At 63.5% G+C, this 19,220-nt stretch carries 19 protein-coding genes and 1 pseudogene; 4 read left to right on the top strand and 16 right to left on the bottom strand.

Annotated features, from left to right (window positions below; genetic code table 11):
• Window positions 1–29 precede the first annotated feature (29 nt).
• From AAV94_RS09920 to modA, 9 genes and pseudogenes are all read right to left on the bottom strand, one after another.
• A protein-coding gene (locus AAV94_RS09920; protein WP_156167861.1) for an IS3 family transposase occupies window positions 30–1,168 on the bottom strand; the annotation gives its coding sequence in 2 pieces (ribosomal slippage) (window positions 30–919 and window positions 919–1,168; 1,140 coding nt in all).
• Between the two features lie 775 nt (window positions 1,169–1,943).
• Window positions 1,944–2,759, bottom strand: a complete 816-nt coding sequence (locus AAV94_RS09930; RefSeq protein ID WP_331396813.1) for an ABC transporter ATP-binding protein — start codon at window positions 2,757–2,759, stop codon at window positions 1,944–1,946.
• A gap of 13 nt (window positions 2,760–2,772) precedes the next feature.
• Window positions 2,773–3,810 (bottom strand): FecCD family ABC transporter permease, encoded by a 1,038-nt coding sequence (locus AAV94_RS09935; protein ID WP_046742171.1) that lies wholly within the window; start codon window positions 3,808–3,810, stop codon window positions 2,773–2,775.
• Between the two features lie 5 nt (window positions 3,811–3,815).
• Window positions 3,816–4,889: an ABC transporter substrate-binding protein gene (locus AAV94_RS09940; protein ID WP_052755009.1), complete on the bottom strand. Its 1,074-nt coding sequence runs from the start codon at window positions 4,887–4,889 to the stop codon at window positions 3,816–3,818.
• Window positions 4,886–5,452 carry a DUF2478 domain-containing protein gene (locus AAV94_RS09945; RefSeq protein ID WP_046742172.1) on the bottom strand — a complete coding sequence of 189 codons (567 nt, stop codon included), beginning with the start codon at window positions 5,450–5,452 and terminating at the stop codon, window positions 4,886–4,888. The genes AAV94_RS09940 and AAV94_RS09945 overlap by 4 nt, the downstream gene beginning before the upstream one ends.
• A gap of 55 nt (window positions 5,453–5,507) precedes the next feature.
• Window positions 5,508–7,559 (bottom strand): annotated as a pseudogene (locus AAV94_RS09950) (TonB-dependent receptor plug domain-containing protein).
• Between the two features lie 139 nt (window positions 7,560–7,698).
• A complete protein-coding gene (locus tag AAV94_RS09955; RefSeq protein WP_046742173.1) occupies window positions 7,699–8,382 on the bottom strand; it encodes an ABC transporter ATP-binding protein in 684 nt (227 codons plus the stop codon).
• Window position 8,383: 1 nt separating this feature from the next.
• The gene (gene modB, locus AAV94_RS09960) at window positions 8,384–9,073 is read right to left on the bottom strand and encodes a molybdate ABC transporter permease subunit (protein WP_046742174.1); all 690 of its coding nucleotides are present in this window, start codon (window positions 9,071–9,073) and stop codon (window positions 8,384–8,386) included.
• 124 nt (window positions 9,074–9,197) lie between these two features.
• A complete protein-coding gene (modA, locus tag AAV94_RS09965; protein WP_156454410.1) occupies window positions 9,198–9,989 on the bottom strand; it encodes a molybdate ABC transporter substrate-binding protein in 792 nt (263 codons plus the stop codon).
• A 254-nt stretch (window positions 9,990–10,243) separates the two neighbouring features.
• Between modA and moaC the strand changes: the two genes are divergently transcribed.
• Window positions 10,244–10,756 carry a cyclic pyranopterin monophosphate synthase MoaC gene (gene moaC / locus AAV94_RS09970; protein WP_046742175.1) on the top strand — a complete coding sequence of 171 codons (513 nt, stop codon included), beginning with the start codon at window positions 10,244–10,246 and terminating at the stop codon, window positions 10,754–10,756.
• Between the two features lie 22 nt (window positions 10,757–10,778).
• On the opposite strand, the gene moaA is transcribed toward moaC, so the two are convergent.
• Window positions 10,779–11,798, bottom strand: coding sequence for a GTP 3',8-cyclase MoaA (gene moaA, locus AAV94_RS09975; RefSeq protein WP_046742176.1), 1,020 nt, complete (start codon window positions 11,796–11,798; stop codon window positions 10,779–10,781).
• A 204-nt stretch (window positions 11,799–12,002) separates the two neighbouring features.
• Between moaA and AAV94_RS09980 the strand changes: the two genes are divergently transcribed.
• Window positions 12,003–12,257, top strand: coding sequence for a MoaD/ThiS family protein (locus tag AAV94_RS09980; protein ID WP_046742177.1), 255 nt, complete (start codon window positions 12,003–12,005; stop codon window positions 12,255–12,257).
• A gap of 161 nt (window positions 12,258–12,418) precedes the next feature.
• Window positions 12,419–12,877 (top strand): CopD family protein, encoded by a 459-nt coding sequence (locus tag AAV94_RS09985; protein WP_231731355.1) that lies wholly within the window; start codon window positions 12,419–12,421, stop codon window positions 12,875–12,877.
• A gap of 40 nt (window positions 12,878–12,917) precedes the next feature.
• Here the strand turns inward: AAV94_RS09985 and AAV94_RS09990 are convergent, their stop codons facing one another.
• The 5 genes from AAV94_RS09990 to metX form a co-directional block, all read right to left on the bottom strand.
• Window positions 12,918–13,925: an NUDIX hydrolase gene (locus tag AAV94_RS09990; RefSeq protein WP_046742178.1), complete on the bottom strand. Its 1,008-nt coding sequence runs from the start codon at window positions 13,923–13,925 to the stop codon at window positions 12,918–12,920.
• Window positions 13,926–13,974: 49 nt separating this feature from the next.
• Window positions 13,975–14,289: a quaternary ammonium compound efflux SMR transporter SugE gene (gene sugE, locus AAV94_RS09995; protein WP_046742179.1), complete on the bottom strand. Its 315-nt coding sequence runs from the start codon at window positions 14,287–14,289 to the stop codon at window positions 13,975–13,977.
• Window positions 14,290–14,521: 232 nt separating this feature from the next.
• Entirely contained in the window at window positions 14,522–15,334 is an 813-nt protein-coding gene (locus AAV94_RS10000; protein ID WP_046742180.1) for a hydroxypyruvate isomerase family protein, read from the bottom strand.
• 19 nt (window positions 15,335–15,353) lie between these two features.
• Window positions 15,354–15,938 carry a methionine biosynthesis protein MetW gene (gene metW / locus AAV94_RS10005; RefSeq protein ID WP_046742181.1) on the bottom strand — a complete coding sequence of 195 codons (585 nt, stop codon included), beginning with the start codon at window positions 15,936–15,938 and terminating at the stop codon, window positions 15,354–15,356.
• Entirely contained in the window at window positions 15,935–17,065 is a 1,131-nt protein-coding gene (gene metX, locus AAV94_RS10010) for a homoserine O-succinyltransferase MetX (protein WP_046742182.1), read from the bottom strand. Before metX ends, metW begins: the two co-directional genes overlap by 4 nt.
• A 434-nt stretch (window positions 17,066–17,499) precedes the next feature.
• On the opposite strand from metX, the gene AAV94_RS10015 reads away from it, so the two are divergent.
• Window positions 17,500–17,862: an RNA recognition motif domain-containing protein gene (locus tag AAV94_RS10015; RefSeq protein WP_046742183.1), complete on the top strand. Its 363-nt coding sequence runs from the start codon at window positions 17,500–17,502 to the stop codon at window positions 17,860–17,862.
• Window positions 17,863–18,082: 220 nt separating this feature from the next.
• On the opposite strand, the gene AAV94_RS10020 is transcribed toward AAV94_RS10015, so the two are convergent.
• A complete protein-coding gene (locus AAV94_RS10020) occupies window positions 18,083–19,213 on the bottom strand; it encodes a class I SAM-dependent methyltransferase (RefSeq protein ID WP_046742184.1) in 1,131 nt (376 codons plus the stop codon).
• Window positions 19,214–19,220 lie beyond the last annotated feature (7 nt).

Here is a 19,220-nt window from a genome sequence, read left to right on the forward strand (position 1 = left end):
TGACCTGCCCCCAGTTTTAGTACCGTTTCCTAGTTAGTAGGCCCTGGGGTTGATGTTAGTTTTTCATGTCGGGGTTGCTGTTGGCTTGCCCTCCAATGCGCAGCGAATTCTGCCGGGGTGTGATTCCCGATAGCGCTGTGCGGTCGGTGTTCGTTGTAGTCCCTTCGCCAGGCCGCGATGCGGATTCTGGCCTCGGCCAGTGAGCAGAACCAGTGCTCATTCAGGCATTCATCCCGAAACTTGCCATTGAATGATTCGATGAACGCATTCTGTGTCGGCTTGCCAGGCTGAATCAGCTTCAGCTTGATGCCGCGCTGATAGGCCCATTGATCAAGAGCCTTGCCGGTGAATTCGGGGCCCTGGTCGGTGCGGATTGCCTTGGGGTAACCGCGGAATCGGGCCATTTCATCTAATGCGCGAGTAACACGAAAGCCGCTGATGCCGTGATCCACAAGAATACCCACCACCTCCTTGGTGAAATCATCGACCACCGTCAGACATTTGATCCTACGTCCCGTACTGAGTGCATCGAAGACGAAGTCCATCGACCATACCTGATTCGGCGCGCTCGGCAGACTCAGCCGCTCGCGCTCTACGGCGACACCGTGGCGGCGCCTCCGGCGCTTCACCATCAACCCGGCAGCCCGGTACAGGCGATAGATCCGTTTAGGGTTGACCTGCATGCCAGCCCGCCGCAGCAGGATATGCAGGCGCCGATAGCCAAAGCGCCGACGCTCCTGTGCCAGCTCCATAAGTTGGGATTGCAGCCTGGTGTTTTGCTCGCTGGAACGGGGTTGATAGCGCAGCACCGAGCGAGACAGCCCGATCAGCTGACAGGCACGGCGCTCGGAGATACCGGTTCTGGCCTGCATCTCCTGCACCGCCTCCCGCCGTGCTGTCGGGCTTACCCTTTTCCCCGGGCGACCACCTTAAGTGCCTCGATATCCAGATGGGCTTCGGCTAGCAGCTTCTTTAGCCGGCTGTTCTCCAGCTCGAGATCCTTGAGCCGCTTGGCGTCCGGCACGGTCATGCCACCGAACTTGGCACGCCAAGTGTAGAAGGATGCATCACTGAAGCCATGCCGCCGGCACAGCTCCTTCACCGGCACGCCGGCCTCTGCCTGCTTAAGAAAGTCGAGAATCTGTTCTTCTGTAAAACGCTTTTTCACTACCGTCTCCTGCTCGGAAAACGGACTCTACTAAGTTCGGCGTGGTACTGAAATCGGGGGGCAGGTCATTCACACCAGCGCGCAGCCGAGCACGATTGTATTGGCGTCGCAAGTCCTTGATGTCGATCAATGCTTCGAAACGACTACGAAGTGGCTCCATGAACGGCCATGCACCCTTGACTTTGCAGTTGATTCATTAGCAATTAACACTCCTCCCAAAATTTTTCCTTGTTTGTTCGGCAACAATTGCAGGGGCTTCTGCCCCCTCCAAGAGCTAGGTACTGACGAAGTCGTGAATGTTGTCACTGCGCAGATGCGTTGGTGCGCTATGCGTCGCCCCGACGACTAAGCACGCTAGCCACTTGCTCGACCAGAATGCTATCCACAACATCTGTGGTCACACATTCGCGCCATGGCGCATTCACCATCTTCGGGCACTTCAACGTTTGTCCTCGCCTGCCAAACGCGCAGACGAACTTCTAGCTCCACACGTAACTCTTACATGTGAGCGGCACCCACAACAACCCTGCCTGATACCACCAGCATGTGCAGCGCTTGTTGCAGCTCTAATCTCTTTCACGGTGCAGAAACGCACGAGTATGGCGCAATCCAGAGCGTCGGGGGATCGTACGACCGACCGTGCACGGAATTTCTCACAACCCGCTCAATCTCTGCATAAACGCATCACATCTTCAGCACACGCATATGGCTATTACCAACTACGCCTTTGCCTCCACCTACCTCTCGCGGGAAAGGGCAAAGCAGTGCAGAACACTCATACCATCCGAGCACGGACCATCTCCACTGGTACGCCATAAAGTGCTGCCAAATTTTCCGGCGTGGCGACGGTGTGTTTCGGTCCCGGGCCCAGCAGGTGGTTTGGCTCGCCCGGCATCAGTGCCATGATCTGGTCTGCCACTGCCAGTGCATGGTCTGGCTGATGAGTCGAGAGCAGCACGGCAACGCCTTGGGTGCGCAGTTGACGGATCTGCTCCAGCACCCGCAGCTGGTTGCCGAAGTCCAGGCTGGAAGTGGGTTCGTCCATGATGAGCAGCGCGGCATCCTGCACCAGTGCGCGGGCGATCAGTGCCAATTGTCGCTCCCCTCCGCTGATGGCGTGCATGCTGTGGCTGGCCAGGTGGGCGATGCCCAGCCGCTCGATGGCAACCATCGCCAACATCCGATCGCGCGCGGAAGGCTGCGCAAACGCGGGCAATTGCGCTGCGCGCCCCATCAGTACCGTATCCAGCACACTGTAGCCAAAGTGGCTGCCCCAGCTTTGCGGAACATAGCCGATGCGTTGCGCCAGCGCGCGCCGGCGCCACTGCGCCAGCGGCAGACCATCCAGCCGCAAGGTACCGCCCAGTGGCGGCAGCAGGCCCAGCAAGGTGCGGAACAGTGTGCTCTTGCCACTGCCGTTGGGGCCCAGCAGCGCGATGATGTCTCCCGGCCGGATGCTGAATGTCAGCGGCCCGGCCACGATGCGTCGGCCATGACCGATGCGTAAATCCTGCGCCTGCAGGATGTTCGGCTGCGCCTGCTGCGCATCTGGCACTGGCGGCGTGGCGGTTGGCGGCTCTTGGGTACGCACCGGTCACCCTTCTTCAATCCCGGCTGCTGCGGCGCGCCAGCAGCAGCAGAAAGCACGGCGCACCCACCAGTGCGGTAACCACTCCCAGCGGCAACTCCATGCCTCCCGTACTGCGTACCAACGTGTCGGCCAGTGCCACAAAGCCAGCCCCCAATAACAGCGCAACAGGCAGCAGTCGCCCAAACTCCGGCCCAACCAGCAAGCGCGCAGCATGCGGCACCACCAGCCCCACCCAACCGATGACGCCGGTGATGGAGACGGCAGTCGCAGTCATCAGCGTCGCGGCCGCAATCAGACTCAACCGCATCGTCCGCACGGGCACGCCCAGCGCCTGCGCTTCATCGTCGCTGAGGCTGAGCAGGTTCACGCGCCAGCGCAGCAGCACCATTGCCAGTAGTCCCGCTGCAATGGCGGGGCTGGCCGCCTGAACGTCGGCGAGGTCAACGCCTGCCAACCCACCCAGCAGCCAGAAGGTGATGGCCGAAAGCTGGGTGTAGGGGTCCGCCAATACCTTGATCAGCGAGATACCTGCGCCCAGCAGCGTGCCAACGGCCATGCCTGCCAACACCAGCACGAGCACGGCATCACTGCGGCGCACCAGGGCAGCCACCAGCAGCACCACAGCTACGGCCAGCAGGCCGCCCCCGAAGGCCAGCGCCTGCACCAGCAGCACGGAGCCGCCCAGGAATATCCCCAGCGTTGCGCCCAGCCCCGCCCCGGCGGATACACCAAGGATGTCCGGCGAGACCAACGGGTTGCGAAACATGCTTTGGTAGCACGCGCCCGCAGCCGCCAGCGCGGCACCCACCAACAAGCCGGCGAGCACGCGCGGCATGCGGACCTGCCACACGACTATGGCTGCAGTCTGCGCATCCTCCAGTGCGTGGTCTTGCCTCCACAACCCTTGCCAGACTTCGCCGATGCCCAGTGGATACTGACCTACGCACAGTGCCATCAGTGCTGCCGAGAGGCACAACAGCAGCGCCGCTACCGTTGCCAGCGGAAGCCGAAACGATGCGAAAGTGGCACCAGATGGCAGCTTGCCGGTCATGGCGATCAGGGCAGTGATTCGGCGGGCCAGACGGCGTCGGCCGGCGTGCCGTAGAACAGTTGGTGGAATACCTGCGCCTCATGCCGGACGCGCGCCTGCAGCGCAGTCCGGTCCTCAGTTGAGGATATGTCGTGCAGCCCGTCAGCCAGCATCAAATTCAGCCAGCGCAACCCGACCAAGCGGTTGATGCCTGGCGGCCCATCCACCCAGCCGAAAGGCACACTGGGCACCTGCCATACCCGCGCCATCTGCACGGCACGGATGCCTCGCCAACGGGGATCGGCGCTGATCTGCGCAGCCAAGCCAGGCTGCTGCGTCACGATCACGTCGGGGTTCCACGCCAGCACCTGCTCCAGAGATACGCGCCCTACACTGCCTTGGCCGCGTGTTTGCGCCACATTGCGCAGACCCACAAACTCCAACAGCTCTGCATTGATAGCACCCTGCCAGCCAGTTTCCAGCCCGTCAGCACCACGGGCGAGATAAAAGCGCGGTCCATCGCCATTCCAGCGAGTGCGGCGCTGCTGCGCCTGCGCCAGTACCGCATCGGCGTAAGCCGCCAACTGTTCGGCGCGCTGTGGCACCCCCAGCAAAGCACCTACCTCCCGCAATTGCTGTGCATTCTGCGGCAATCGGCCATCAACCAGCACGCAGGTAATGCCGCTTTGCGCCGCCAAACGCTCCGCCTGTGCGCGGTAGAAGCCGTCGACCGTGCCCGCATCAATGATGACATCCGGGGCAAGCGCCAGCAGGCCTTCAACACCCAGTGTGCTGCCGCGTCCGCTCAGCCGCCCAACCACCGGCAGGCGGGCCAGCGTTGGCGACAGCAGTGCCTGCGCACCTTGCGGCAGGCGTGCAGGCCAGCCCAGCAGCTGCCCGGGCACCAGTGCCGCTGTCAGTACCGCTGCGGGCGGACCAGCGGCAATCACGCGCGCCGGGCGGCCTTGGAGTGGTTGGCCAAAACGGGAAAGCAATGGCACGGCTTCGGCCTGGGCCAGACCATCGCGCATCCACGGCAGGGCCAGACCTGGCACTGTCAGCGCCGCTGCCTTCAGCCACTGGCGCCGTTGCCATTTCATGATCGCCCCTTAACTGCCGGGGTGCACTGGCGCGCACGGGTCAATGCCTCCCACCATTGCATCGCCGCATCCACCGAAGGTGGCAAAGTCTGGCCCCACTCATCCGCAAACGCCTGCCACTGGGGAAGAAAGCGCTGTTCCACCGCCGTCACCAGTGGCACCCCCGCAGCCACTATCGCCGCCATCTCCTGCAGCAGACCATCGCCTTCGGCCTCCAGCTTGCCAAAGCGGTTGGCCACGATGAGATCGGGTCCCTCTTGCAGCGCCCGGCGAAGTACTGCACTGGCCGCCGCCACGCCGGCCGCATCCAGGCAACACGCGGTCGAACCCTTGCCCAGGTTCTGCGAGATCACGAACCGCTCGCCGCCTTCCACGTCGACCAGTTCCATGTTGCGCTGGCAGTAGCTGCCGCTGACGGGGTCATCGACCATGACCACATCGGAGTCCTGCAGCAGACCGCACACGCGCCAGCCCGCGCTGCGCAGTTGCGCAACAAACGTTTGGAGGATCGGCTCGGCAACGCCGTGCCCCTCGTGAACAATGGCTGCCAGTGGGCTTGTCATGCACTCTCCTGTTCCATGCAGGTCTATGTAATCGCAGCGACCGCTGTGAACCGCTTCAGAATGGCACATTGACATTCACGAAGTAGTTGCGCCCGGCCATTGGGTATCCTTCACTGTAAGCATACAGGCGGTCGCCGAGATTGCGCACGCCCGCTTCCACGTGTGCGCCGCCGGGGAACCTATAACCCGCCTTGGCGTGGTAGAGGGCAAAACCACCCGCCGCTTGCGCACCGTTGGAGGAGGAATAGCGCCGCGAGGCCGCCTCGGTACTTGCCGTGAGCGTCCATGGCCCATGGTGCCAGCTGGCGCTGGCAAACAGTTTGTGGCGCGGGGTATCCGTGGCGCGAACGTCCGGATCGCTCAGATTCTTGCGACGCAGCCAGCTGTAGTTGCCAGTGAGCTCTCAGGCCGCCAGGCGGCCCTGCCCCCCCAGCTCTATGCCTTCATGCCGAGCTCTGGCGATGTTCTGCGGCTGCTCGCAACTGGTGCTGCTGCATTGTGTCGAAGGCACCTCAACAGTCTGAATCGAGTCACGCACTTCGCTGCGGAACACCGCCGCATCCAGCACCCAGTCCTGCGCGAACTCGCCCTGATAGCCCACTTCGTAATGCCGGGCCTGCTCGGACTTGAGATCCGGACTGGGGATCACGCGGCCAAAGCGCGTGGAGTAGCGCTCCATCATCGTGGCAAAGCGCGTTCGGTTGGCAAAGCTAGCGTGCAACTGCCCCCACGCCCCCTCGGGCCCGAGGCTCTGGAACAGCCCGAGTTGGTAGTTCACGGCATCGTCATCGCCGCGCGGCTCGTCGTACAGGCCAGGCGCGTTGGGCGATCCGGCATGTTCTCCATAATTACGTGTCGAGAGGCTTTTGCGTTGGCTGTATGACACTCCGGCCACAAGCGAGAGCGCGTCGTTGAAGGCAAAGGTGTTTTCCGCCGCGACCGACTGGGTGCGGTCCTTGAAATGCGTCCAGGGCGTGCCGGCATCGCTGGAACGGTGCACATCGTCCTTGAAGTGGTAGGCCACGCGCAGCAGATTGCGCGCATTCAGCCGCAAATCGCCTTCGAGCGACAGGCCTGTGCTGTCATCGTCGTAGTAGCTGGGGAAGCCCCGTCCGACCTCGCCGACAACGCCATTGCGATAGTCATACCCGACCAGCGTGTTCTCGAACTTGTCATAGTAGATGCGTGCGCGCACAGTGTGCGCACCGAGCGATTTCTGGCCAGTGAAGTAGTAACTGGTCTTATCCCACTGCGGCCATTGCCACCAGCGCGCCCGCATGCCGGATCCAGCGCCGATCAAAGGCAAAGTGCCCGCGTACGTAGGCTGCCCCTTCTCTCCTTCCTGGCGCACGATGCCCAGCACGTATTCATCGCTGGCGTTGGGCGTCAGCCCCAGCTTGACGCTGAGCTTCTGGTCCTGCCTGCGGCTGTTTTCGCGTTTTCCCGTCCCTTGCTGGACATTGTTGGGCCGGAAATCATCGGGCAGATCAAAGCTGTCCTGCTTGAGGTAGGAAGCCCCCACCTGATACCACCACTGCTGCTGCCTGCCACCGAGGTTCGCATAGGCCCGGTAGCTGTTGGCATCGCCATCATCGGCCAGTCCTATGCCACCGCCAACTTCACCTTCAAAAGGTTTGGAAGGCCTGCGGGTGATGAGGTTGATCGCCCCCCCGAGTGCATTGGGGCCATAGATCAGCGACGAGAATCCCTTGGCAACTTCGATGCGCGATAGATCGTACGTGGTGAAGTGGCCCAGATCAATGCGGCCGTCATAAGGCACATAGGTCGGAATGCCATCGATGTAGACCGGCACTTGCAGGCGATCAAAACCCCGCACGTAAAACAGCTGCTCGCCCCGCGCGCCCGCATAGGCTGCATGCACGCCGGGCAGCAGGTTCAGCGCATTGCCGACGGTTTCCTGATTCTGCGCGCGCAGCTGCTCCTGCGTCAGCACACTGCCCGTTGGCAGGGCCGCATCCGAGGTCACTGCCTGCACCTGAATCTCCCCAAGCGTGAACACCTCTGCGGCTTGCTGAGCGTGCACGGTGCCCACGACCAGCATGCCTGCGTGCGCCGCGACGGCGGCGGCAACGGCGGTTCTTCTCATCGTCCAACTCCTGTTTCATCGGCCTGCCGACATAGGTGTGGCGGTACCGGATTAGAAAATCTCCCTATATCTCAATGGATACAGCGATCTGCAAAAAAACCCTGCTCATGCACGTCAGCGATGCACGTCAGCGCGATACCTATTCCAACCGCACCGTCCGCGCTCCGACCTGTCCGAGCCGCACCACCTGCGCATTAAGCGCCTCACGGTCCTGCCCGTCGTGCGAGACCATCAGCAATGGGATGCCCAGCGATTGCAGCAGCTGCCCCACCTCCTCACGCATGGTTTGTCTCAGGTGCGGATCCAGTGCCGAGAAAGGTTCGTCCAGCAACAGCACCTGCGGGCGCAGGATGGCCAGCCGCGCCAGCGCCAGGCGCTGCTGCTGCCCGCCCGAAAGCGTATGGGGGTATTGGTGGGCCATCGCCCCCAGGCCGAAACGCTCCAGCCATTGCATGGCCTCCTGTTTTTGCGCGTGCGAGAGAAAGCCCCACGCGCCGCGCCGCAGGCCAAAGCCCACATTGCCCAGCGCCGTCAGGTGCGGCAGCAGCGCATAGTTCTGAAACAGATAGCCCACGCGGCGCTGCTGGGGTGGCAGGTTGATCTTCTGCGCACTGTCAAACAGTGTCGTCTGGCCAATTCGCACATGGCCCTGGTCGGGCTGTATCAGCCCCGCAATGGCCTGCAGCACCATAGTCTTGCCGATGCCCGAAGGCCCCATCAGCACGATGCGCGGGTGGCTGGCCTGCAACTGCACGTCGAATTCGAACACGCGCCCGGCCGAGCGCAAGGTCTTCTGTATATGCAGATCACACCAGACAGCCATTTCAGTTCCCCCGCGCCATGCGGCGGCCAGGCGTGATCCAGGTCGCCAGCAGCAGCAGGCCGATGCACACCACGGAGATCACTAGCGCCAGCAGATTGGCGACCCCATCGCGGCCGGCTTGCACCGCTTCGTAGATGGCGATCGAGAGCGTCTGCGTCTTGCCCGGAATGCTGCCAGCAATCATTAGCGTGGCGCCAAACTCCCCCAGCGCGCGCACAAACCCCAGCACGATGCCGGCCATGATGCCGCGCCAGGCCAGCGGCAGGCTCACGCGCAGCAGCACGCCCAGTTCGCTGACACCCAGCACGCGCGCGGCCTGCTCCAACTCCGGATCGACCGACTCAAACGCCGCCCGCGCCGGCTTGAACACCAGGGGAAAGGCCACCACCGTTGCCGCCACGATGGCGCCCCCCAGGCTGAAGATGAGGTTGATGCCGAAGCTGGTCTTGAGCCACTGGCCCAGCGCACTCTGGCTGCCCAGCAGCACGAGCAGGTAGTAGCCCAGCACCGTAGGCGGCAACACCATCGGCAGCGTGCAGACGGTATCGAGCAGATTGCGCAGCCACAGGCGACTCTTGGCCAGATACAGGCCCAGCACAATGCCGAGCACACTCGCCGCCAGCGTGGCCCAAAAGGCCACCTGCAGAGACAGCCACAGCGGCGTCAGCACGTCATCGGGCAAGGAGAGCATGGTTGGAGCGAAAAGACAGGAGGGCGGGACGAAAGTTGGTTCCCGATGGCGCGCGGCTGCTTATGGAGGGAATATCGCAAGATGGCGAAATACGCCGCTTTGCAGCTATTTCGCCCTTGCTTCTTCAATCAACGGCCGGCTGAAAGCCGTAACGCGCCAGAATCTCCTGCCCTTGCGAGGAGGTTACCGTGGCGATAAAGCGCTTGGCCGCCTCCGCATGCCCACCTTGCTGAATCACGGCAATCGGGTAGGTCACCGGCGTCTGCACGGGCACCGTGAAGCTGACCTTGACCTTGTCCTTCATCAACGCCGCGTCGGAGCCGTACACGAAACCGGCATCGACCTCACCGCGCGCCACATAGTCCAGCGACTGGCGCACGTTCTGCGTCTGGATCACCTTGGGCAGCAGCGACTGCCACTGGCCTGCGGCCTCCAGCGCCGCCTTGGTGTAGCGGCCTACCGGCACACTGTCCGGGTTACCCACCGCAATGCGCTGCACCTGTTCGCCCTGCAAGGCCTGCAGCGAATCCAGCGCCGCCGCACTGCCCGCTGGCTGGATCAGCACCAGCGTGTTCTTCACGAAGGTCTGGCGCGTCCCCTCCAGCACATGGCCAGCGGCCTCGGCCTTGTCCATGGTGGCCTCATCCGCGCTGGCAAACACGTCCACCGGCGCGCCCTTGTCGATCTGCTGATACAGCGTGCCCGATGCGCCGAAGTTCAAATCCACCTGGTCCTGCGGATGCTGCGTCTCGTAAAGCTGCGCGATCTCCTTGAAGGCATCGGTCAGGCTGGCTGCGGCAGAGACCGTGATGGTATCGGCCTGCGCGCTGTGCGCGGCCATCAAGGACACTGCCGCCCATGTCAGGACTGCGGCGTGCGCACGCACGTGGCGCGCAAGTCTGTTCTTACCATGCATGGCTTTCATCGCCTCCATTCATCGTTGCGAGTTGCGCCATATCCTTGCGGATACAACGATTGCACAAAAAATCGCGCCAGCGCGCGACTGCCTGAGCCCGAATGACCTCCAGACCGCTGCGAAGTATACCTTTGGATACAGCGCGCCGGCGACCTGCAAAAGAACTAGTTCCGATGGAAAACCGTAACCGTGCCCCGCGCTCGGGGTAATTTGCGGTACGGTTAAGGCTGCTTCACGACTTCCTGTTTTGCACCATGTCCGACACGCCTTCGCAGAAACTCTCCCACTTCGATGCCCTGGGCCAAGCCTGGATGGTGGATGTGGGCCACAAGCAGCCAAGCCAGCGCAAGGCGGTGGCACAGGGCAGCATCCGCCTGTCACAGGCAGCCTTTGCGGCCTTGCAGAATCCGCAGGAGCATAGCCCCAAGGGAGACGTTCTGGGCGTGGCGCGCATTGCGGCCATTCAGGGCGCCAAGCAGACCAGCAATCTGATTCCGCTCTGCCACCCCCTGCCGCTGACGCACCTGAGCGTGGACTTTGCACTGGATGCAGAACAGCTGCGCGTGCAGATTACCGTCACAGCGGAAACCTTCGGCAAGACCGGCGTGGAAATGGAAGCGCTCACCGGTGCATCGGTTGGCCTTCTGACCATTTACGACATGCTCAAGGCCGTCGACAAGGGCATGGTCATTGAAGCAATCGCGCTGCTGCGCAAGGAAGGCGGCAAGAGCGGGACATGGCTGCGCCCTTCAGGAGCAGAGGACTGAAACGCCCTTGCCCCGTGCAGCATCAGCCGCCGGTCTGCGACATGAAGCGCACCACCTGTTCACGCTTGGTCGTGAATTCATGCCGCTCGGGCTTGGCAGCAATGCCTGCGTGGATGGCTGCCGTCAGCTCGGCATCACTGGCGCCTGCGCGCAGCATGCGCCCCAGTGGCACGGCATCGTCCTGACCCAGGCACAGGTGCAGGGTGCCGTCCACCGTCAGGCGCACACGGTTGCAGGCTTCACAGAAATGCTGCGACATCGGCGTGATCACACCCAGCACCGGATGGCCCTGCCCTTGCGTCCAATAGCGCGCCGGCCCGGTGTCGCTGGGATCGATGGCCGGCACCAGGCCAAAGCGCTGCGCCAGCTGCGCACCAAGCCGCGTCAGGTTGGCATGCACAAACTGCTGGCCCGTGCTGCCCATGGGCATGGTCTCGATCAGGCGCAGGATGAAGCCGTTGTCCAGCGCATAACCGAGCAGTTGCAGGATTTCCTGCTCGGGTACGTCGCTGCTGACCACGCAATTGAGCTTGATGGGCGCGAAGCCCACGGTGCGCGCTTCCGCCAAGCCTGCCAGCACGTCCGCCAGACAATCGCGCCCGGTAATGGCGGCAAAGCGTGCGGGATCCAGCGAGTCGAGGCTGACGTTCAGGCGCTTGACGCCCGCGGCCTTGAGCTTTGCCGCATGGCGCTTGAGCGTAGTGGCATTGGTCGAGAGCGATAGGTCACTTACCTGTGGCAGTGCGGTGATGCGCGCGGCGAGTTCGTCAACACCGCGACGCATCAGCGGCTCTCCGCCGGTCAGTCGCACCTTGGTCACGCCCAGTGCCACGAACAGGCCGATCAGCCGCGCCATCTCAGCATGGCTCATCCAGTGTGCCGGCTCCTCGAAGCCCTTAAAACCCTTGGGCATGCAATAGTTGCAGCGCAAGTCACAACGGTCGGTGACGGACACGCGCAGGTAGCTGATCGTGCGGCCAAAGCCGTCAATCAAGCCTGGCGCCTGGGCGGCGCTGTCCAAGGGTATTTCCAATCGGGCCATGTGGGAAGAAGCGCCTCGCAACGCACCGGTATGGTTCTGGCAACAGTACCTGCCAGCACGGGTACATGCGCGCCCCGCTTGTGAGTAACCATTTGAATGGGCTGCGCGCGTGCATGCGTGAGCCCGGCAGTGTAGCGATATCGCTGCAGTTCGTGCGCGCTGGCGGCACAATGCCCCACTCACATAGCGACTAAACCTGTGCCCATGATTACGATTACCTATTTCGGCATGTTCAAGCAGCTTCAGCCCTCCGGCACGGAAACGCTGGCGTGGACCGGCGGCACCACCGAGGATCTGCTGGCGCAGCTGCGCCAGCGCGGCCCGCAATGGGCCACCGCGCTGCAGCCAGGCCGCATCTTCAAGCTCGCCATCAACCAACAGCTGCTGCGCAGCGATGCCGCAGCCCCCATTCATGATGGCGACGAAGTGGCACTGCTGCCGCCTGTGACCGGCGGCTAGCGCGGCATCCCGCAGCAAGTTGCAGTCCTGGGCCAGCCGCCCGGCAAGCGCCTTTGGCTGCAGCGGAGCCATTCGACCGCTCTGCCATCGGGTGGCGCGACCGTCCTGCTAAGCTCGGGCACGCGTGCCTGCGCCGCGTGGCCGCGCGCCCGCCAATAACAATGACCTCCACGTTGAACGACGCCATGTATTACCTCTGGGTCAAGGCCTTTCACATCATCTTTGTAGCCAGCTGGTTTGCCGGCCTGTTTTACCTGCCGCGCATTCTGGTCAATCTGGCACAAGTACCACCCGAGTCAATCGCCGAGCGCACGCGGCTGATCGGCATGGCGCAGCGGCTGCTGCGCTTTGCGACGCTGCTGGCCATCCCCGCGCTGGGGCTGGGTCTGTGGCTGTGGCTGGGCTATGGCATCGGCAAGGGACCGGACAGCGGCTGGCTGCATGCGAAGCTGCTGTTGGTGTTGCTGGTGATCGGCTACCACCACGGCTGCTGGGTGCTGCTGCGCAAGTTCGTGCGCGGCGAAAACCGCCGCGCACACACCAGGTACCGCTGGTTCAACGAAGTGGCGGTGCTGCTTTTTGCCGCCATCGTGATACTGGTGACGGTCAAGCCTTTCTGAGAGCCTGTCTGCGCGCCGCTGCTGCACAGCGCACGCAGGCTCAGTGGCTGTTGGCCACGGGCAGCTTGGTGCCGGCAATGGCGCGCTCATGCGTGATCCCACTGCGGAAGCGAAACAGTTTGGCTGGCCTGCCGCTGCCGCTGGTGTCCATGCCGCCGGTTTCCTCGATCACTTCCTGCTGCTCGATCAGCCGTCGGAAGTTCTGCTTGTGCAGCCAGCGCCCGGTAATGGCTTCAGCCGTTTGCTGCAGCTGCAGGAGCGTGAATTCGGCAGGCATCAGCTCGAACACCACGGGCCGGTACTTGAGCTTGGCGCGCAGGCGGGCCATGCCGGTGGCGAGAATGCGGCGGTGATCGAGCTGCATGGCCGCGCCGGGCACCAGTGGCGCGGCAGGCTGGCCGGGACTGCTGCGCCAGGCTTCGGGCACGAGCTGCGCCTCGTACAGCAGCTCGTAGCGCTGCAGCACCAGATCCTCATTCCAGGCCACGCCCTGCAGGCCAAAGTAGCTGACCATGCGCTCGCTGCGGACGTTGCGGGTGGCGGCATCCGGCGCGGCGCAGATCCAGCGCTGCAGTGCCGGTGCGATGTGCTCGGCCAGCAGCGCCTCGGCCCAGTCGCTGCGGCGATCTTCCCAAGGGAAGTAGTCGTACCAATTGCGCCAGCCAGCGTGGTCGGCAGCGGCGTTGAGCGTGTCGTGCGGGCTGCGGGCCTCGCGCGTGAGGCCCAGATAGCTGATCGAAATGTGGCGTGCCGCCGGCCCGTGGGCATCGTCCAACGCGTCGCGCGGGCGGCCTGGATCGGCGAAGGTGTAAAGCTGTTCGATGTAGCCAACGGGATGTTGGGTCTCCGACTCGATCCACGCACGCATGGCCTGCTGCAGCGAGCGGTGCGTCTGGGTAAACGGCCCGCACGGCAACGCCTGACCATGCTGGGTGGTGAGGATGCGCGGCTGGCCATTGCTGACGGCAGCCAGCACCGCCACCAGCTCGACCTGTACCGCGTGCGAGGCGGCAGGACTGGGGGTGGTGCGTCGGTGGTCGTGGGTCATGGCAGTAGCCGCGATTGTAGGTTCCCGCAGCCCGTGTCAGCTGCCGCTGTCAGCTGGAGAGCTTCATCAGCACGATGCCAGCCAAGATGAGCGCTGCCGCTGCCAGTCGCTGGGGCGTTGCAGCATCGCCAAGAAAGAGAATGCCCACGACAAATGCGCCGAGGGCGCCGATGCCGGTCCAGACCATGTACGCCGTCCCCAGCGGCAGGCTGCGCATCGCCGCAGCGAGCAGGGCGAACGAGCCGAACATGGCAACGATAGTCACCACCGAAGGCGTCAGCCGCGTGAATCCGTGCGAATACTTCATTGCCGAGGCCCAGACGATTTCGAGTAGTCCAGCCAGCAGCAACCATGTCCATGCCATATCTTCAAACCTCCTTGGCCAACCCGCCTCTGAAGCGGCGTTTGTTCGGATGCATAAGGGCCGTCCCACCAGCGTCGCGCCGCGCGAAAGGATTTCGCCAGCAGGGAGGTCGTCCTCCGTCCAGATGATCAAAAACCAGTGTAGTAGTGGCCGCGGCAGTTGACAGATCACAGTGGCAAAGCACCGCCGCCGCATGGGTGGTTGCCACGCAACAGCGCGATCTGTCGCGGCGTCAGCCCAGCAGGTGGCGGGCCCAGGCAAGACCTGCGCGGGTGCTGCCGCGTGGCCGGTATTCGAGGCCGACCCAGCCGTCGTAGCCGGCCTGGTCAAGCGTCTGCAGCAGCGCCTTCCACGGCAGCGCCCCCTCGTCCGGCTCGTGGCGACCAGGCGCGCCGGCGATCTGCGTATGCGCCACCCGCCCGGTAGGCAGGTAGCGCTTGAGCTGCGCCAGCGCGTTCCCCTCGGTCATCTGGCAGTGGTAGAAGTCCAGCTGCAGCGCCAGCAGCGGATGGCCAATCTCCTGCAGGGCCGCATAGGCCTGCTGCTGGGTGTGCAGCCAGTAGCCTGGCATGTCGGTGTGGTTGATGGCCTCCAGCAGCAGGGTGACAGGCTGCGGCTGGGCGGCAGCCCGTTCGGCCGCCCACTCGAGCTGGCGCAGCCAGTGCAGCCTATCGCCCGCTTCGGCTGCGCTCGGCGTGCCGGACATGACATGGACGCGGCGGCAGTTCAGCGCTTGCGCATAGTCCAGCGCCAGATCGATGCCGTAGCGAAACGCGGCCTGCTGGCCCGGCAGGCAGGCCGTGCCGCGCCAGCCCTCGTCCCAGGCCGCATGGACCTGCGCGCGGCTGCAGCCCCCTGCCGGGGCATTGAACAGCACCTGCGTCAGGCCATGGGTACGCAGCTGCTCGACCAGCCAACCCGGCTCACAGGCGTAGGGGGCGAGGTACTCCACTGCGGCAAAGCCGTCTTCGGCAGCGGCGGCAAAGCGTGCCTCGAAGGGCAGCTCCTGGTAGAGAAAAGAGAGGTTGGCAGCAAGGCGGGGCATGGCATGCGATCAGCGGTTGTCAGGGTCGCTGCAGATGGAACACGGCAGTGTTGGCACGCAGGTTGGGCAGCCAGCGCACCGGTTTGTCGCCCAGCAGCCCGAACGCGTCGCAGATGCGCAGGCCGTGCTTGCGCGCCAGCGCCTCGAAATCCTTGTAGGTGCCCACGCGGATGTTGGGTGTGTCGTACCACTGGTACGGCAGGCGCCGCGTGACCGGCATGCGTCCGCGCAGCACCGCCAGGCGGTTGCCCCAGTGGGCAAAGTTAGGGAACGCGATGATGCCGCTTTTGCCCACCCGCACGGTCTCCAGCAGCATGGTTTCGGCATTGCGCAGATGCTGGAAGGTGTCAATCTGCAGCACAACGTCGAAGCTGTCGTCCTCGAACAGTGTCAGGCCGCGGTCGAGGTTCATCTGCAGTACGTTGACGCCGCGCCGCGCGCAGGCCAGCAGCTTTTCGTCGTCCAGCTCCACGCCGTAGCCGCTGCAGCCACGCTCCTTCTGCAGATACTCAAGCAGTGCGCCGTCGCCGCAACCCAGATCGAGCACGCGCGCGCCGCGCGGCACCAGTTGCGCAATCGCCTGCATGGTGTGGTTATCGCTCATGCTGCCACCTCCTCGGCAATACGGGCAAAGTAGGCGGCCACGAGGTGGTGGTAGCGCGGGTCGTCGAGCAGGAAGGCATCATGCCCGTGCGGCGCGTTGATCTTGGCGTAGGTCACGTCGCGGTGGTTGTCCAGCAGTGCCTTGACGATCTCCGCGCTGCGCGCCGGGGAAAACCGCCAGTCGGTCGTGAAGCTGATGATGAGAAACTTCGCCCGCGCGCCTGCCAGCGCCTGGCTGAGGTTGCCACCATGGGCACGGGCTGGATCGAAGTAGTCGAGCGCGCGGGTGATGAGCAGGTAGGTGTTGGCGTCGAAATAGCTGCTGAACTTGTCGGCCTGGTGGCGCAGATAGCTCTCGATCTGGAATTCGATATCCTGCGTGCTGTAGCGCAGGTCCAGCCCTTCGCGCAGCTGCCTGCCAAACTTCTGGTTCATCACATCATCCGAGAGATAGGTGATGTGCCCGATCATGCGCGCAATACGCAGCCCACGTGCTGGCACCACGCCGTGCTCGTAGAAATGCCCGCCATGGAAATCTGGATCGGTGACGATGGCGCGGCGCGCCACCTCGTTGAACGCGATGTTCTCTGCCGTCAGGTTGGGGGCGCTGGCGATCACCACCGCATGGCGCATGCGTTCCGGGTATTGCAGCGTCCATGACAGCGCCTGCATGCCGCCCAAGCTGCCGCCCATCACGGCTGCCAGGTGCTCAATACCCAACGCATCAAGCAAACGCGCCTGCGCATCCACCCAGTCTTCCACGGTGAGGACCGGAAAATCCGCGCCCCAGGCCTTGCCGGTGGCGGGATTGGTGTGCATCGGCCCGGTCGAGCCAAAGCACGAACCCAGGTTGTTGACACCAATGACGAAGAAACGGTCCGTATCCACCGGCTTGCCGGGGCCGATCATGTTGTCCCACCAGCCTTCGCTTCTGGGTTGTCCCGCATAGACACCGGCCACGTGGTGCGAAGCGTTGAGCGCGTGGCAGACCAGCACAGCGTTGCTGCGCGAGGCATTGAGCTGGCCGTAGGTCTCATAGGCCAGGGTGTAGTTGCCAAGCCGACCGCCGCTTCGCAACGGCAGGGGTTCGGCAAAATCCATGAACTGGGGCTGAGCGATCAAAGGCATGGCAGAAACGAAAAAAACCGGCTTGCTAAAAACAAGCCGGTTGCGTTTGGCACATGTCGCAAGGCGCGTCTTTAGCAGTACTTGTAAAGCGCCCGCAAGCGTTGCAAATCGGCGCGTAAGGCCGCAACTATACCAGCCCGCACGGAAGCCGGCACGGCCTTGCCGCACGATGGAGAAACAAATGGTTACCAAAAAGAGCGTGGCAAATCCGCCGAATTGGCGATTTCCCGAGGTTTCCCAAGGCTTTCGGTCATATCCGGATGCGGTTTTGTCAGTAATAATGGCCGCGGGTGCGCGAGAGGTGCTTCATGCCTTTCGTGTTGAACCCGAACCAAAGTATGCGGTGTTAGATGGTTTCGTGCGCAGTTCAGGGGATTTGCTCAATCGGCTCCGGGGCCCCATCGCTTGGGAAAATGTTTTGAAGGAGTCCCGCCATGGGCAATAAGCTTTACGTTGGCAATCTGCCATATTCTGTTCGCGACAATGACCTGGAACAGGCGTTCAGCGAATTCGGCGCTGTCGTCAGCGCCAAGGTCATGATGGAGCGTGACACGGGCCGCTCCAAGGGTTTCGGCTTCGTCGAAATGGGTTCGGACGGTGAGGCACAGGACGCCATCAATGGTCTGAACGGCCAGTCGCTCGGCGGCCGCAACGTCGTCGTCAACGAGGCCCGCCCGCTGGAGCCCCGTCCGCCTCGCAGCGGCGGGTTCGGCGGTGGCCGTCGTGAAGGCGGCGGCGGTGGTTTCCGCAGCCCCTACGGCAATGGCCCCCGCGGCGGTCACGACAACAGCTATTGATAAGCGTTAATGGCAGGCGTGCACTGCCATACAGGACAAAACCGGCTTCTGGCCGGTTTTTTCATGGCCTGTTACGCGGCCAGGGTCGTCAGACCCACCATCCACCCGCAGGGCGATCTGGCCAATCGCATCCTGTCATGGCGCGCACCCGCAATCTCGTCTTCAACCTGTTCACGCTCTTCTCATGCGTTGCGCAGCCAGGCACACCTGCGCAGAAGGCTCAAAGCGTGTGCGTACGATCGCCTGCGCTGAATCCGAGCGGCTCCCAGAACGGTCCGGTGCCCAGCATCATCACCTTGAACAACTCGCCCATCTCGTGCTCGTGCAGCAGCCTGGCAGCCATCGCGCGCTGCGCCAGCGTAGCCGCATCCAGCAGGGGCTGGATGCCGCAGTTGATCAGAAAGCGCGCCTGTGACGTGTAGCCCAACACCTCCAGACCTGCCTCCTGCGCGGCCACGGCGATGCCGGTGAAGTTGACATGGCTGGTGATGTCCTTCTCGCCGATCTGCGTCAGCACATCATCATCCACGCGGTGCTGGTGGTGTGCCACCAGCGTGCCCATGTTGCGCTGCGGGTGGTAGTACTCCCGCTCGCCAAAGCCGTAGTCGATCCACAGTGCCGCGCCACGCCGCAACCGCTCAGCGGTGGTGCGGATGAAGGCCTCGGCCCATGGATGGATCTCCGTGACATACCCCTGCTGCGGCGCCAGCGGCAGGTCTACGGGAGGCCTCAGTGCAGTCGGCCGATCGTGCCAGACCAGTTGTTGCTGCGCATCCAAGGCCACGCCGCGCTCGTGCCACTGACCGTCCTGAAAGGCCAGCAGCTTGACCGGCATGGCATCGAGCACTTCATTGCCCAGCAGCACGCCTTCAAGACAATCGGGCAGTTCGCTGAGCCACTCGATCTTGCCCGCATGGGCCTGCAGCCGCTCGGCCTGGCGCGCACGCAAGGTGTGCGAAACGTCGACGATGCAGTAACGGCGCACCTGCTCACCCAGCGTATCCAGCACGTCACGCGCCAGCGTACCGTTGCCCGCACCGAATTCGAACACCGTATCGCAGCCGTAGTGGTCCAGTGCCTGCGCGATCTGCCGGGCCAGCGTCCGGCCAAACAACGCCGACAGCTCCGGCGCCGTGACGAAATCGCTGCCCTCGGACGCGTCACCGCGTGCCGGCATGCGGCCGATCTTGCGACGCGCGTGGCTGTAGTACCCCAGACCCGGTGCGTACAGCGCCATCTGCATGAAGGCATCAAACGGCAGCCAGCCGCCACCTGCGGCGATGGCGCTGTGCAGTTGCGCGGTCAGCGCCGCGGTTACACTTTCAGGCTGTTCATCGAAGGCTTGGTGCATGGCGTGA

Source organism: Lampropedia cohaerens (genome assembly GCF_001005215.1).
GTDB lineage: Bacteria > Pseudomonadota > Gammaproteobacteria > Burkholderiales > Burkholderiaceae_C > Lampropedia > Lampropedia cohaerens.